The 13,846-nt window shown below is 73.5% G+C and carries 12 protein-coding genes; 6 read left to right on the top strand and 6 right to left on the bottom strand.

Annotated elements, in window-relative coordinates; translation table 11 throughout:
• Positions 1-2: 2 nt before the first annotated feature.
• From UQW22_RS13980 to gndA, 4 genes are read right to left on the bottom strand one after another with little or no spacing between them, the layout of a single operon-like run.
• Positions 3-737, bottom strand: a complete 735-nt coding sequence (locus tag UQW22_RS13980) for an aspartate/glutamate racemase family protein (protein WP_407317673.1) — start codon at positions 735-737, stop codon at positions 3-5.
• A complete protein-coding gene (locus UQW22_RS13975; protein WP_407317672.1) occupies positions 734-2,047 on the bottom strand; it encodes a carboxylate--amine ligase in 1,314 nt (437 codons plus the stop codon). The genes UQW22_RS13980 and UQW22_RS13975 overlap by 4 nt, the downstream gene beginning before the upstream one ends.
• Positions 2,044-3,378 (bottom strand): ATP-grasp domain-containing protein, encoded by a 1,335-nt coding sequence (locus UQW22_RS13970; protein WP_407317671.1) that lies wholly within the window; start codon positions 3,376-3,378, stop codon positions 2,044-2,046. The genes UQW22_RS13975 and UQW22_RS13970 overlap by 4 nt, the downstream gene beginning before the upstream one ends.
• A gap of 7 nt (positions 3,379-3,385) precedes the next feature.
• A complete protein-coding gene (gndA, locus tag UQW22_RS13965; protein WP_407317670.1) occupies positions 3,386-4,834 on the bottom strand; it encodes an NADP-dependent phosphogluconate dehydrogenase in 1,449 nt (482 codons plus the stop codon).
• A gap of 143 nt (positions 4,835-4,977) precedes the next feature.
• On the opposite strand from gndA, the gene UQW22_RS13960 reads away from it, so the two are divergent.
• The 6 genes from UQW22_RS13960 to UQW22_RS13935 all read left to right on the top strand — a co-directional run bounded on the left by UQW22_RS13960 (position 4,978) and on the right by UQW22_RS13935 (position 12,162).
• Complete coding sequence (locus tag UQW22_RS13960) at positions 4,978-5,559, top strand: DUF3000 domain-containing protein (RefSeq protein ID WP_407317669.1); 582 nt, start codon at positions 4,978-4,980, stop codon at positions 5,557-5,559.
• Positions 5,556-6,791: an HRDC domain-containing protein gene (locus UQW22_RS13955; protein WP_407317668.1), complete on the top strand. Its 1,236-nt coding sequence runs from the start codon at positions 5,556-5,558 to the stop codon at positions 6,789-6,791. Before UQW22_RS13960 ends, UQW22_RS13955 begins: the two co-directional genes overlap by 4 nt.
• A gap of 193 nt (positions 6,792-6,984) precedes the next feature.
• Positions 6,985-8,256 carry a thiolase family protein gene (locus UQW22_RS13950; RefSeq protein ID WP_407317667.1) on the top strand — a complete coding sequence of 424 codons (1,272 nt, stop codon included), beginning with the start codon at positions 6,985-6,987 and terminating at the stop codon, positions 8,254-8,256.
• Between the two features lie 5 nt (positions 8,257-8,261).
• Positions 8,262-10,409, top strand: coding sequence for a 3-hydroxyacyl-CoA dehydrogenase NAD-binding domain-containing protein (locus tag UQW22_RS13945; RefSeq protein WP_407317666.1), 2,148 nt, complete (start codon positions 8,262-8,264; stop codon positions 10,407-10,409).
• 477 nt (positions 10,410-10,886) lie between these two features.
• A complete protein-coding gene (locus tag UQW22_RS13940; protein ID WP_407317665.1) occupies positions 10,887-11,567 on the top strand; it encodes a hypothetical protein in 681 nt (226 codons plus the stop codon).
• A 76-nt stretch (positions 11,568-11,643) separates the two neighbouring features.
• Entirely contained in the window at positions 11,644-12,162 is a 519-nt protein-coding gene (locus UQW22_RS13935; protein ID WP_407317664.1) for an ATPase, read from the top strand.
• 16 nt (positions 12,163-12,178) lie between these two features.
• On the opposite strand, the gene UQW22_RS13930 is transcribed toward UQW22_RS13935, so the two are convergent.
• Both UQW22_RS13930 and UQW22_RS13925 read right to left on the bottom strand, forming a co-directional pair.
• Positions 12,179-12,856 (bottom strand): HAD family hydrolase, encoded by a 678-nt coding sequence (locus UQW22_RS13930; protein WP_407317663.1) that lies wholly within the window; start codon positions 12,854-12,856, stop codon positions 12,179-12,181.
• Positions 12,857-12,866: 10 nt separating this feature from the next.
• Positions 12,867-13,727 (bottom strand): SGNH/GDSL hydrolase family protein, encoded by an 861-nt coding sequence (locus tag UQW22_RS13925; RefSeq protein WP_407317661.1) that lies wholly within the window; start codon positions 13,725-13,727, stop codon positions 12,867-12,869.
• Positions 13,728-13,846 lie beyond the last annotated feature (119 nt).

Below are 13,846 nucleotides of genomic sequence, written 5' to 3'. Positions count from 1 at the left end.
CGTCAGCGCACGCGGTGCCCGGCGCGGACGATCGTCGCGCGGACGAGCTCGTCCATCGAGTCCAGGAACGGTGGTTCGTCCAGCAGCCCGTGGTCGACGGCCGCCACGGACAGCTCGGTGCAGCCCAGCACCACGACGCCGGCCCCGCGGTCGACCAGCCGTGCGGCCACCGCACGCAGCGCGTCCGGGTCCGCGGGCTGCCCTGCCTTGACCTGGTCGTAGATCACCGCGTTGACCAGGTCCTGGTCCTCGACGGTCGGCGTGACGACCTCGATGCCGTACGCCGCGAAGGCGTCCGCGTACACCCCCGAGGCGACCGTCCCGGCTGTCGCCAGCAGCCCGACCCTCGTCAGCGCCGGGTCGCGCCGGCGCGCCGCAGCCACCGTCACGTCGACGATCGACACGAACGGCACCGTGATGGCGTCGAGCACCTGCTGGGTGAAGTAGTGCGCCGTGTTGCACGGCATCACCAGGAAGCTCACGCCGAAGTCCTCGAGGCGACGTGCGTCGCGTGCGAGGACCGGGCCCGGGTCGAGCGTCGAGCGCCCCACCACGAAGTCCGTGCGGTCCGGCACCGTGGCATGGTTCAGCACCACGAGGTCGACGTGCTCCTGGTCGCGGTCGGCGTCCGTGAGCTGGACGACCCGCTGCAGGAAGTAGGCCGTGGCGAGCGGGCCGACGCCGCCGATCACTCCGACCGGCGGCGACGGCGCGCCCACGGGCTCCGGTCCGGTCACACCGACCCCTTCGACGGCCCCCGCCAGGCCAGCCGCCGCGCCTCGGCCAGCGGGTAGTGCCGGGCGTACTTGCGCCACTGGTTGAGCTGGGCGACGCACAGGTAGGCGATGCGGCGCGGGTCGGTCTCGGCCCGATACCACAGCGGGTTCGTCGAGCGTCCCCGCCAGGCGAGCCGGCGCGCCTCGGCCCGGACGTCGCCGTCGAGCACGTACCGCCGCAGCAGGGCACCGGGGAGCACCGTGTACAGGCGCCGGGCCTCGAGCTCGCCGGTGGACGAGAGCGGGACGTCGGGGCCGAGGACCTCGCGGGGATCCGGGTCGAGCCCGAGCACGTGCTCGTGCACCGAGAACTTCACCGCGTGGGCCCCGGCGGCGGCGATGTAGAAGTTCGAGCGGCCCAGCCGGGGGTTCAGCTCGAAGAACACGTACCGGCCGTCGCGCGGGTCGTACTTCAGGTCGAAGTTCGCGAAGCCGGTCCAGCCGACGTGCTCCAGCAGGCGCGTGGCCTGCTCGACCACGTCGGCCTGGGTCTGGGTGACGATGCCGGCCGGGTTGCCGAGCGCCCCGGGCGTGTGCTCCTCGAGCAGCACGTGGCCGAAGGCCGAGAAGCGCACCTTGCCGTTCGCGTCCGAGTAGCAGGTCAGGATGCGCATCCCCGAGTCGTCCCCCGGGATGTAGTCCTGGATGACGAACGACCCCACGTACCCCGCGTCGTGCACGCGCGCCAAGAGGTCCAGCAGCTCGGCCCGGGAGTCCACGAGGAAGACCTTCTTCTTCCCGGCGAACTCCACGTCGTGGTAGGCGGCCGTGCTCGCCGCCTTGGCGATGACGGGGAACGTCAGGCCGGACGTGTCGGGTTCGTCGTCGCTGCCGCCGGCGCCCTCCCCCGCGACCTTGTGGATGACCGTCGTCGGGTGCGCGATCCCGAGCTCGGCGCACAGGTCGCCGAACCCTTCCTTGTCGGTGAGCCGCAGGAGGAGCTCCTCGCCGACGTACGGCACCGTGTAGCGGTCCTCGAGCCGGTCGCGGTTCTCCACGAGGGTGCGCACCAGCCAGTCCGCCGAGCCCATGACGATCAGGTCGGCGTCGGTGTGCTGGTCGGCGATCGATCGCAGCCGCGCCACGATCGCGTCGGGCTCGTCGATGCGCGGCTCGGCGACGTGGTGCAGGATCCGGGAGTGGCGTACCAGACCGGTCGACATCCCCGACACCACGACCGGCTTGACGCCGTAGGCCTCGTGGAAGGTCCGGGCCAGCGAGTAGGCCCCGATGTCGCCACCGAGGACGACGGGCTGCAGCCGGCGGCTCATCGGTTCCCCCGTCCCGCGGACGGCCGGGCGGCCGTCGCGGCCTGCGCGGCCGCGAAGTTGGCCCGCAAGGCGCTGAGCGGGTAGTACCGGCGGTACTTGCGCACGTGGTTGACCAGCGCGGTCAGCACGTAGAGCCGGCGGCGCGGGCTCGCGTCGGCGGCGTACCGCAGCGGGTGCACCGAGCGACCGGTGCGCATCAGGCCGACGACCCGGGCACGCAGCCCGTCGTCGAGCACGTAGCGACGCAGCAGCCCCTGGGGCACGACGGCGTAGAGCACCTCGCGCCGTGCGGTCACGAGCTCGCGCCGCTGCCCGAGGATCACGTCGTCCACGAGCACCTCGGTCGGGTTCTGCCCGCCCGCGGTGAGGTAGTAGTTGTTCCGGCCGATGCGGGGGTTCTGCTCGAAGAACTTGTAGACGCCGTCACGCGGGTCGAGCTTGACGTCGAAGTTCGCGAAGCCGCGCCAGCCCGTGTGCTCGCAGATCCGCTGGGCGGCGTCGAGGATCTCGGTGACCGGCTCGACGATCATCGCCGACGGGTTGCCGCGGGCGGCGGGCGTGCGCTCCTCGAGGAGCACCCTCGCCGAGCAGCGCAGCGTGACCCGCCCCGACGTGTCGGAGTACGTGGTCACCGAGCGCATCTGCGTGTCGTCGCCCGGGATCATCTCCTGCACGAGGAAGCGGCCACGGAAGCCCGCGCCCCGCAGCGACCGCCAGAGCTGGTCGAGCTCCTCGGGCGTGGCGATCTCGTAGATCTTCTTCTTCCCGGCGAACCGCACGTCGTGGTAGTCCGCGCTCGACGCCGGCTTGGCGATGACCGGGTAGTCGAAGGTGACGGGCTCGGGCCGCCAGCCGTCGTCCTCGGCCGTGGCGAAGTCCTGGATCACGGTCTCGGGCGTGGGGATGCCGAGCTCGGTGCACACCGCCGAGAACTCGGCCTTGTCGCAGATCCGGTCGATGAGGTCGACGTCGGCGTAGGGCAGCACGAAGCCCGCGGTCTCGAGGACCGTGCGGTGGTGAGCGAGGATGCGCACCACCCAGTCCATGTTGGACTGCAGCACCAGGGGCTCACGGTGCCCGGCGGCCCGCCGTCCGGTCGCCACCTGCTCGAGCGTCGCGACGATCTCGGCGGGCGCGGTGCCGGACAGCACCGTGTCGATGAGCTGCGAGTGCGCGATGGGGCCGGGTTCGGCGAAGGCCACCACCGTGGTGCGCAACCCGTACTGCTCGTGGAAGGAACGGGCCAGGCCGTACACACCGATGTCCGACCCGACGATCACGGGGTGGAACCCGGGGCCGGCGGCCCCGGGTCCCGCGGGGGAGCTGGTCACGGGAGTGTCAGCCCTCCGTCTCGGTACGGTCGGCGGACCACTGGGTGTGGAAGGTGCCCTCGCGGTCGGTGCGGCGGTAGGTGTGCGCACCGAAGAAGTCGCGCTGCGCCTGGATCAGCGCGGCCGGCAGACGCTCGGCGCGGACGCCGTCGTAGTAGGCCAGCGAGGAGCTGAACGCCGGCGTCGGCACACCGTTCTGCGCGGCACCCGCGACGACGCGGCGCCACGCCGCGAGGCCGTTGCCGACGGCGTCGGTGAAGTACTCGTCGGCGAGCAGCAGCGGCAGGTTCTCGTCGCGCTCGTACGCCTCGGTGATGCGGTTGAGGAACCGGGCGCGGATGATGCAGCCGCCGCGCCAGATGCGGGCCATCGCACCGCGGTCGATGTCCCAGCCGTTCTCCGCGGAGGCGGCCGCGATCTGGTCGAAGCCCTGGGAGTAGGCGACGACCTTCGAGGCGTAGAGGGCCAGGCGCACGTCCTCCACGAATCGGGCACGGGAGGCGTCGTCCGCACCGACCTCCCAGTCCTGGGTGTGCGCCGGCAGCGCGGCACGGCCCGCCTCGCGCTGCGGCACGGAACCGGACAGGGCCCGGGCGAACGTCGCCTCGGCGATGCCGGTGATGGGCACGCCGAGGTCCAGACCGTTCTGCACGGTCCAGCGGCCGGTGCCCTTCTGCTCGGCCTGGTCCAGCACGATGTCCACGAACGCCGAGCCCGTCTCGGCGTCGACGTGCTGCAGGACGTCGGCCGTGATCTCGATGAGGAACGACTCGAGGTCGCCGGAGTTCCAGTCGGCGAAGATCTGGCCGATCTCCGCGGCCGACGCGCCCAGCCCCTGCTTGAGCAGGTCGTACGCCTCGGCGATGAGCTGCATGTCGGCGTACTCGATGCCGTTGTGCACCATCTTGACGAAGTGGCCGGCGCCGTTCGGACCCACGTAGGTGCAGCACGGCGTGCCGTCGACCTTCGCGGAGATCGCCTCGAGGATCGGGCCGAGCGACTCGTAGGACTCGCGGGTCCCGCCCGGCATGATGGACGGACCGAGGAGCGCACCCTCCTCGCCGCCCGAGACGCCGGTCCCCACGAAGTGCAGGCCACGGGCGCTCAGCGCCTCCTCGCGGCGGATCGTGTCCGGGAAGTGCGCGTTGCCGGCGTCGACGACGATGTCGCCCTCCTCCAGCAGCGGCAGCAGCTCGTCGATGACGGCGTCGGTCGCGGCGCCCGCCTTGACCATGATGACGACCTTGCGCGGCCGCTCGAGCGAGGCGACGAAGTCCGCCATCGACTCGGACGGCACGAAGTCGCCCTCGTGACCCGCTTCCTCGACCAGCGACTGCGTCTTGCCGTAGCTGCGGTTGTGCAGGGCCACGGTGTAACCGTGGCGGGCGAAGTTGCGCGCGAGGTTGCGACCCATCACCGCGAGTCCGGTGACGCCGATCTGGGCACGTGCTGTCATCGATTCCTGCTTCCTCGTGAAGATCGTGTCCGGGCGTCTCGTCGTCGTCCACCCGGGAGGCCGCGAACAGCCTAGTCGCCCGCGTCGCGCGACACGCCCACGCGCCGGGATCCGGACACCGGCGGGCGTCGTACGGTGTCCGGGTGAGCGGATCCCAGCGTGACGTGCCGGAACGGTTCGCGGCCGCCCTGTCCTCGCTGCGCGGTCGCCGCCTGCGTCCGGAGGTCCGGCTGGTGGAGATCCCTGGCCCGCAGCGCGTGGCACCGTTCTCGCTGGCGCTGGAGGGCGAGGTCCACCTCGACGACGTCGAGATCGCCACGGGCAGGTTCGTCGGCCTGCACGACCCGGACGGCCAGGAGGCGTGGCGCGGCGACTTTCGCGTCGTGACGCTCGTGCGCACGCGCCTGGAGGCCGAGCTCGCCACCGAGGAGATGCTCGGCGACGTCGCGTGGACGTGGGTGACGGAGAATCTCGAGGAGGCCGGCGTGGGGGCGGTCGCGGCCGGTGGCACCGTCACGCGGGTGCTCTCGCAGAGCTACGGCGAGCTCGAGGCCACGCCACCCGCCGTCGACCTGGAGATCCGGGCGTCGTGGACCCCGACCGACACGGATCTCGGGGCGCACCTGGAGGTATGGGCGGACCTGATGTCGACCGCCGGGGGCCTGCCCCCGCTGCCGGACGGCGTGACCGCGCTGGACGTGCGGCGCCGTACGGTAGGTCCATGAGCGCCGCCCTCCCCGCCGATGCCGCCGACGACGTCGAGATCGCCCCGCTGACCGAACCGGCCGACGGCGTCGGCCCGGTGGTGGACACTCCGGCGGCGTTCGCACGGGTCGTGTCGGCGTTCGCCGCCGGCACGGGGCCGGTCGCCGCGGACGCGGAGCGGGCGTCGGGCTACCGGTACGGCCAGGCCACCTACCTGGTGCAGGTGCGTCGCGCGGGTGCGGGCACGGCGCTCGTCGACCCGGTCCCGCTGCCGGACCTGTCGGCGCTGAGCGAGGCCGTGGGCGACGCCGAGTGGGTGCTGCACGCCGCGTCGCAGGACCTGCCGGGGTTCACCGAGCACGGGCTGCGCCCGGCACGCCTCTTCGACACCGAGCTCGCCGCACGCCTGCTCGGGATGCCGCGCGTGGGGCTGGCCGCGGTCGTGGCGGACACCCTCGGGCTGGGCCTGGCCAAGGAGCACTCCGCGGTCGACTGGTCGACGCGCCCGCTGCCCGAGGACTGGCTGCGGTACGCGGCGCTCGACGTCGAGGTGCTCGTGGACGTGCGCGACGTGCTCGCCGCCCGCCTGGAGGAGGCGGGCAAGAGCGACTGGGCGGCCCAGGAGTTCGAGCACGTGCGCACGCTGTCGCCCCCGCCCCCGCGCGTGGAGCCCTGGCGGCGCACCTCGGGCACGCACACGGTCAAGGGGCGGCGCCGGCTCGCCGTCGTGCGCAGCCTCTGGGAGGCGCGCGAGGCCAACGCCCGCCAGCGGGACGTCTCGCCCGGCCGCGTCCTGCCGGACCGGGCGATCGTCGCGGCGGCGAAGGCGCTGCCGCGCACCGTGCCCCAGCTCGTGGCCCTGCCGGAGTTCGCGACCAAGGGGGCACGACGCCGCGCGCCGGCCTGGCAGCAGGCCATCGACGCGGCGCTGGCCCTCGACGAGGACGCGCTGCCCTCGACGCGTGGCCCACGGACCGACGCCCCGCCGCCGCCGCGCACCTGGACCGATCGAGACCCGGTCGCAGCGCGACGACTGGACGCGGCCCGCGACGTCGTCGCAGAGCTCTCCCGGCAGCACACCGTGCCGGCCGAGAACCTCGTGCAGCCGGACGCCCTGCGCCGCCTGTGCTGGACGCCGCCCGAGCCGGCCGGGGCGACCGAGATCGCGGACTTCCTGCGTGACCGGCGGGTGCGGGAGTGGCAGATCGAGCTGCTCGCCCCCCGGCTGGCGGCCGCGTTCGCCGCCGTGTGACCTGCCGTGTGACCCCGCCGGCGGACGGCTCGGCACACACGGCTCGGCAGTCCTGAGACCCCGTCTCAGGTGGTCTATGCTCTTCCTGGTACTCGCGGTAGCGTGTACCAGAGCCCCGGGTGATCCTCCGGAGGCTCCGAGCGACGATGCTCCCGGCACCGTCGGACCGACCAACGCAACGGACGGAGCTGCCATGACCGTGGCCCCCCAGGCCCCCGGCACGACCCGCGACCCAGCCCGACGCGCCCTGCGCGACGTGGTCTTCGTCGAGGGGGTGCGCACCCCCTTCGGCAAGGCCCGCCCCGACGGCCTCCTCGCCGAGACGCGTGCCGACGACCTCGTCGTCAAGGCCCTGCGCGAGCTGCTGCGCCGCCACCCCGGGCTCCCCCTCGACCGCATCGACGAGGTAGCCGTCGCCGCCACCACCCAGCAGGGCGACCAGGGCCTGACCCTCGGGCGCACCGTCGGGCTCCTCGCCGGCCTGCCGTCCTCGGTGCCCGGCTACGCGATCGACCGCATGTGCGCGGGCGCCATGACCGCGGTGACGACGACGGCGTCGAGCATCGCCGTCGGCGCCTCCGACGTCGTGGTGGCCGGCGGGGTCGAGCACATGGGCCGCCACCCCATGGGGCTCGACGCCGACCCCAACCCGCGGTTCATGTCCGAGAAGCTCGTCGACCCGGAGGCGCTCAACATGGGCGTCACGGCCGAGAACCTGCACGACAAGTTCCCGCACCTGACCAAGGAGCGGGCCGACGCGTACGCGGTCGACACCCAGGCCAAGTACGCCAAGGCGCTGGCGAACGGCGACATCGGGCCGGAGATCGTGCCCGTCGCCGTCCGCTCGGCCGAGCAGGGCTGGGGGCTGGCCACCGCCGACGAGCTCCCCCGCCCGGAGACCACCATGGAGGGCATCGCCGACCTCAAGACGCCGTTCCGCCCCGGCGGACGGGTCACGCCGGCCACCTCCTCGCCGCTCACCGACGGCGCCACCGTGTCCCTCCTCGCCGCCGGCGAGACCGCCGACGAGCTCGGCCTGCCGGCCGCCATGCGCCTCGTCTCCTCCGCGTTCGCGGGCGTCCCGGCCGAGATCATGGGCTACGGACCGGTCCCGGCCACCGACAAGGCGCTCGCCCTGGCCGGCCTGACCATCGACGACATCGGACTGTTCGAGATCAACGAGGCCTTCGCGGTGCAGGTGCTGAGCTTCCTGGACCACTACGGCATCGCCGACGACGACGAGCGCGTCAACCGCTACGGCGGCGCGATCGCCGTCGGCCACCCGCTGGCCAGCTCGGGCGTCCGGCTGATGATCCAGCTCGCCCGGCAGTTCGCCCAGCACCCCGAGGTCCGCTACGGCATCACCACGATGTGCGTCGGGCTCGGACAGGGCGGCACCGTCGTCTGGGAGAACCCCCACCACGCCGACTACTCGGGCCATGTCCCGGCCACCACGGAGGTCTGAGCACGATGACCGAGAACACCACCGAGGCCACCCGCGACCAGGGCCGCGCAGAGCGCGTCACCCACACGCTCGTCCGCGACGTCGCGCTGCCCGACGGCGGCGGCACGCTCGCGCTCGTCACCCTCGACAACGGCCTGGACCACACCAAGCCCAGCACCCTCGGACCGGAGGGGCTCGCCGAGCTGACCGCGGCGCTCACCTCGCTGCAGCGGCGCGCCGCCGCCGGCGAGATCGTCGCCGTCGCCGTCACCGGCAAGCCCTACTTCCTCGCCGCCGGCGCCGACCTGCTGGGCGTCAGCGCGGTGACGTCCCACGAGCAGGCCCTCGAGCTCGGCCGGGCGGGCCACGACGCCTACGAGCTGCTCCACACCATGGGCGTGCCGACGTTCGCCTTCGTCAACGGGCTCGCTCTGGGCGGCGGCCTCGAGGTCGCGCTCAACTGCGACTACCGCACCGTGGCGTCCGACGCCGCGGCGCTCGGCCTGCCCGAGACCGGTCTGGGACTCGTGCCTGGCTGGGGCGGCGCCTACCTCGTCCCGCGCCTGGTCGGCATCGAGAAGGCCGTCGACGTGGTCCTCTCCCGGCCGGCCGCCAACAAGCCCTTCAAGCCCGCCGAGGCCTTGGAGATCGGGCTCGTCGACGCGCTGTTCGAGGCCGCCGACTTCCTCGAGCGGTCCATCGACTGGGCCGCCCGCGTGCTGCGCGGCGAGGTGACCCCCGCCCGCCGCGAGCTCGACCCGCAGCCCGTCTGGGACGCCGTCGTGCAGGGCACCCGCCAGCGTCTCGACGCCACGATCGCGGCGTCCCGGCCCGCACCCTACCGGGCCCTCGACCTCCTGGCGGGCGCACGGAACGCCTCGCGGGCAGAGGCGTTCGCCGCCGAGGACCAGGCGCTGGCCGACCTCATCATGTCCGACGAGATGCGGGCGAGCGTCTACGCGTTCCAGCTCACGTCGGCCGGCAAGAAGCCGAAGGGCGCCCCGGACAAGTCCCTGGCGAAGCCGGTGACGCGCGTCGGCATCGTGGGCGCGGGGCTGATGGCCGCCCAGATCGCCCTGCTCGTCTCCCAGCGTCTCGGTGTGCCCGTCGTCATGCGCGACCTGGACACCGAGCGCGTCGAGAAGGGCCTCGGGTACGTGCGCTCGACGGTGGAGAAGCTGGTGGGCCGCGGGCGGATGAAGCCCGAGGTCGGGATGCGGATCGTCGCCAGCGTGTCCGGCACCACCGAGATCGACGACCTCGCCTCGTGCGACGTGGTCGTCGAGGCGGTCACCGAGGTCATGAGCCTCAAGAAGAAGGTCTTCGCCGAGCTCGAGGGGATCGTGAGCGAGGACACGGTCCTCGCGACCAACACCTCCGCCCTGTCGGTCACCGAGATGGCGTCCGACCTGCGCCACCCCGAGCGGGTCGTCGGCATCCACTTCTTCAACCCGGTGGCCCAGATGCCGCTGGTCGAGGTGGTCCGGGCCGAGCGCACCTCGGACGAGGCCCTGGCCACCGCGTTCGCGATCACCAAGAAGCTGCGCAAGACGGCCGTGCTGGTCGCCGACCGCCCCGGCTTCGTCGTGAACCGGCTCCTCGTGCTGGTCATGGGCAAGGTCGTCGAGGCCGTCGAGAACGGCACGTCGGTGGAGGTCGCGGACACCGCCCTCGCGCCGCTGGGCTTCCCGATGCCCACCTTCGAGCTGTTCGACCTGGTCGGTCCCGCCGTCGGGCTGCACGTCCTGACCTCGCTGCGCGAGGACCTGGGCGACCGGTTCCCCCGCTCGGCCGGCCTGGAGAAGATCGTCGCCGACGGCACGCGCGTCGTGCTCGACCGTCCCGGACGGGGCCTCCCCCAGCCGGTCGACCCCGCGATCCAGTCGGTGTTCGGCGAGGCGCTGCCCGCCGGGACCGAGGGCCGTGCGGGCACGCCGGTGCTGGACGCCGCCGGGGTGCTCGACTCGGTGCTCACCGCGCTGACCGTCGAGGTCGGGCACATGCTCGACGAGAACGTCGTCGCGGACCCGTCACAGATCGACCTCTGCATGATCCTCGGCGCCGGGTGGGGCTTCCACACCGGCGGGATCACCCCGTACCTCGACCGCACGGGGTACAGCGAGCGGGTGCTCGGCCGCCGGCTGCTGCCCGACGGCGTCGCGAACGCCGCCTGAGCCGAAGACGCAGCGAAGGGTGAGGGCCGAGGCACGAGGCACTCGCCCGGAGCGCAGTCGCAGGCTCGGGCGACAGAGAGTGCCGCCTGAGCCGAAGACTGACCCGAGAGCACGCACGGTGGCCGGTCCCGCGTCGGGGCCGGCCACCGGCGTCTACGCGGGGAAGTGCTGCAGCACCGGGGCCCTGGCCTGATGAATGAGGGTCCACGACGCCGCCTCGAACCGACGTAGCGGAGCATCACCCATCAGCGGATCATGCGTGAGGCAGCGCTACGTCGTCGGTCGTGGAGTATCGTCGGAGGTAGGCGGCGCGTTCCGCCTCACCCTCGGACCGGCGCTCGCGCCGCCGGGACCGCCTCGGCGGTGAGGGCAAAGGGGACCTCGAGTGCTCGACGCGTCGCACAGGACGTCCGTGTTCCGGTGCGGCACCGGTGGGCGCGAGCCGCAGGTGGCGCACCCGTGAGCACAGGAGTCCTCATGACCACCCAGGAATCGTTCAAGCGCCGCGTCCGCGAGCGCATGGTCCGCACCGGCGAGCGCTACGCCGCCGCCCGGCGCCACCTGCTGTCCTCCCCCGCCTCAGAGGCGAGCGGCTGGGTCAGCGCACCCGAGCTGTCCGACGAGCGCGTCCGCGAGGCCACCGGCCTCGGCTGGGACGAGTGGGTCGCCCGCATCGACGCCGGTCCCGGCCGCTCGGCGTCGCACCCCGACATCGTCGCGTGGGTGACCGAGCGTGCCGACTTCTCCGGCTGGTGGGTGCAGACGGTGACGGTCGGCTACGAGCGCATCACCGGGATCCGGCTGCCGGGGCAGATGCCGGACGGCACGTTCACCGTCAGCCGCTCGAAGCTGCTCGACGCAGACCGCGCGACGGTCCGCGCCCGGCTCCTGGAGGACGGCGGCCCGGACACGCTGGTCCCGGGGCTCACCCTCTCGCCGCGATCCCGGCCGGGCGTGATGCGGCCGCGGTTCGCGCTCACGGAGAGCGGTCCGGACGGCGACCTGGACCACGGTGTCCTCCTGCTGTCGACGGACGCCGTCGACGACCGCTGCCGGCTGACGGTCACGCACGAGAAGATCGCCAACCCGGCCGAGGCCGAGCAGTGGAAGAAGTTCTGGGCCGAGTGGCTGACCACGCTCGCCGAGGCGGAGCGCTAGGAGCCTCCTGCCAGTGCTGACGGGGCTCGGAGTATTCGCGTGTGCTCCGGGCCCCGTCGCCCTAGCGTGGCGTCCCGTGGAGTCGCAGCTTCTGCTCATCGGCGGCAGGTCCGGCGTCGGCAAGTCGTCGGCGGCGTTCGCCCTGCACGACCTCCTGGCAGCGGACGGCGTCGCGCACGCCGTGGTCGAGGGCGACGCCCTGGGTCTGGCCTGGCCCGCGCCGTGGGAGCACCGGGTGGCCGCACGCAACCTCGCCGCCGTCTGGGGCACGTACCGCGCGCTGGGACACCGGCGCCTGGTCTACACCAACACCGTGTCCGTGCTGGAGGCCGACGAGCTGGCTGCCGCCATGGGCGACCGCCCCCGGGTGACGTCGGTCCTGCTGACCGCACCGGACGCCGTCGCCCACGAACGGCTCGGGCGGCGCGAGCACGGAGAGTCGCTGCTGGCCCATGTCGAGCGGTCGGACCGGGCGGCGCGGACCCTGGACAGCCAGGTCGACGCCCGGACGCACCGCCTCAGCACGAGCGGCAGGAGCGTCGTCGAGGTCGCCGCCGTCCTGAGGGAGATCTGGCTCGGTCCGCCCGCTCGGTAGCCGTCGACGGTCCCGCCTACGCCGACCGTCCGACCGTGCGGGCGGACGCACGAGCCGCGGCGAGCACCTCACGCGTGGTCGCCGCGGCCACGTCCGGCTCGGCGCCGTGCGCCGAGTCCCAGATCCGGCCGTGGGACACCCATCCGGTGCGCACGCCGGCGGCCCGCCCGACCGCGACGTCGGTGTGGCCGGCGTCGCCGACCATCCAGACCGCGTCCCGGTCGGCGTCCGTCGCCCCGAGCCGCTCCAGCGCGATCTCGACGATCCGCGGGTCGGGCTTCTCGACACCCTCCTCGCCGGAGACGACCACGGCGTCCACGTGCGCCGCGACCCCGCACCGCGCGATCTTGCCGCGCTGCTGGTGCGAGACGCCGTTGGTCACCACGGCCACGAGGTCTCCGGCGGCGCGCAGCGCGTCGAGGTCGCCCATGACACCGTCGTAGGCCCGCACGTGCTCGCGGATGCCCGTCCGGAACCTCTCCACCGCCGCGGGGACGTCGTCGGTCCAGCCGAGCCGGTCGATCAGCTCGCGCGCGACGTCCGCCTTGGGCGCGAACCCGCCGTCGTCGGCGGCGACGACCGCTGCCAGGTCGGCGTCCGTGCCGCCGTCGGCAGCGACGGCCGCGGACGCCCACGCGGCGAAGGCGTCGTCGCGGGAGACGAGGGTGTTGTCGAGGTCCAGGAGCCAGATCATGTGCGGCAGGCTACGCGGACCGGCGCCAGGGCCGTCGCGGCGTCCCGGCGAGCGGGTCCGGTGGCCGGTGCCCGGGCGGCAGCTCCTCGCGCTCGCCGAGCGCGACGAGTACCGATGGCGTCAGCTCCTTGGCGGTGCGGCGGTAGCCCACGGCGCTGGGATGGAACCGGTCGAGGCTGAACGCCTCGTCCGGGGAGGAGACGAAGAACGGGCCGACGACGGTGGCCAACGACACCGTGTAGGCGCCGGCCCGGCGCGCGGCGACGGACTGGGCTGCGGCGAGCTGGCGGGAGGCGCGCGACCCGAGCGTGCGCAACGGCTGCGGCACCGCACGCAGCGCCCCGAGGTCCGGGCACGTGCCGACGACGACGGCGCTCCCCCGCGCCTGCAACCGCTCGATCGCGTCGACCAGGTGCCGCACGGACACCGAGGTCGGGACGCGGTGGGTGACGTCGTTGCCGCCGACCACGACGACGGCGACCTCCGGCCGGTAGCCGTCCTCCAGCCCGTCGAGCTGGGCGCCCAGCGCGGAGGACTCCGAGCCGACGACGGCCGCGCACCGCAGCCGGACCGGCCGCTGCAGGGCGGTGCCCACCCGGCGCGCGATCCGGGCGCCGAGCGTGTCCTTGCGGCGCTCGGCCCCCAGGCCCGCGGCGATCGAGTCGCCGACGACGAGCAGCTCGAGCGGTTGCCCGCCGTACTTCTTGCGCCAGACGCGGTCCGCGTCGGGGGCGACCTCCCCGAGGGCCTTGCCGATCCGGTGCCGCGCGAGCGCCGCCTGCCGCCGCAGCACCTCGACCATGACGGCGGCCGTCGCCGAGGCGCCCAGCGACACCGTCAGCACGGCGAGCGTCGTGCGTGTGCGACCCATGGGTGCTTTCAACCAGACGCGGGTGAACACCGGGTGGCCGGACGTCGAAGTGTCGGCGGCCACGTGTCGACGGCCACCTGCCGGCGCCCACGTGTCGGCGAGCGTCCAGCCAGGCGAGG

It is taken from the genome of Isoptericola halotolerans, from assembly GCF_045689585.1.
Classification (GTDB): Bacteria; Actinomycetota; Actinomycetes; order Actinomycetales; family Cellulomonadaceae; genus Isoptericola; species Isoptericola halotolerans_B.
This window is presented reverse-complemented; position numbering and strand designations above follow the sequence as displayed.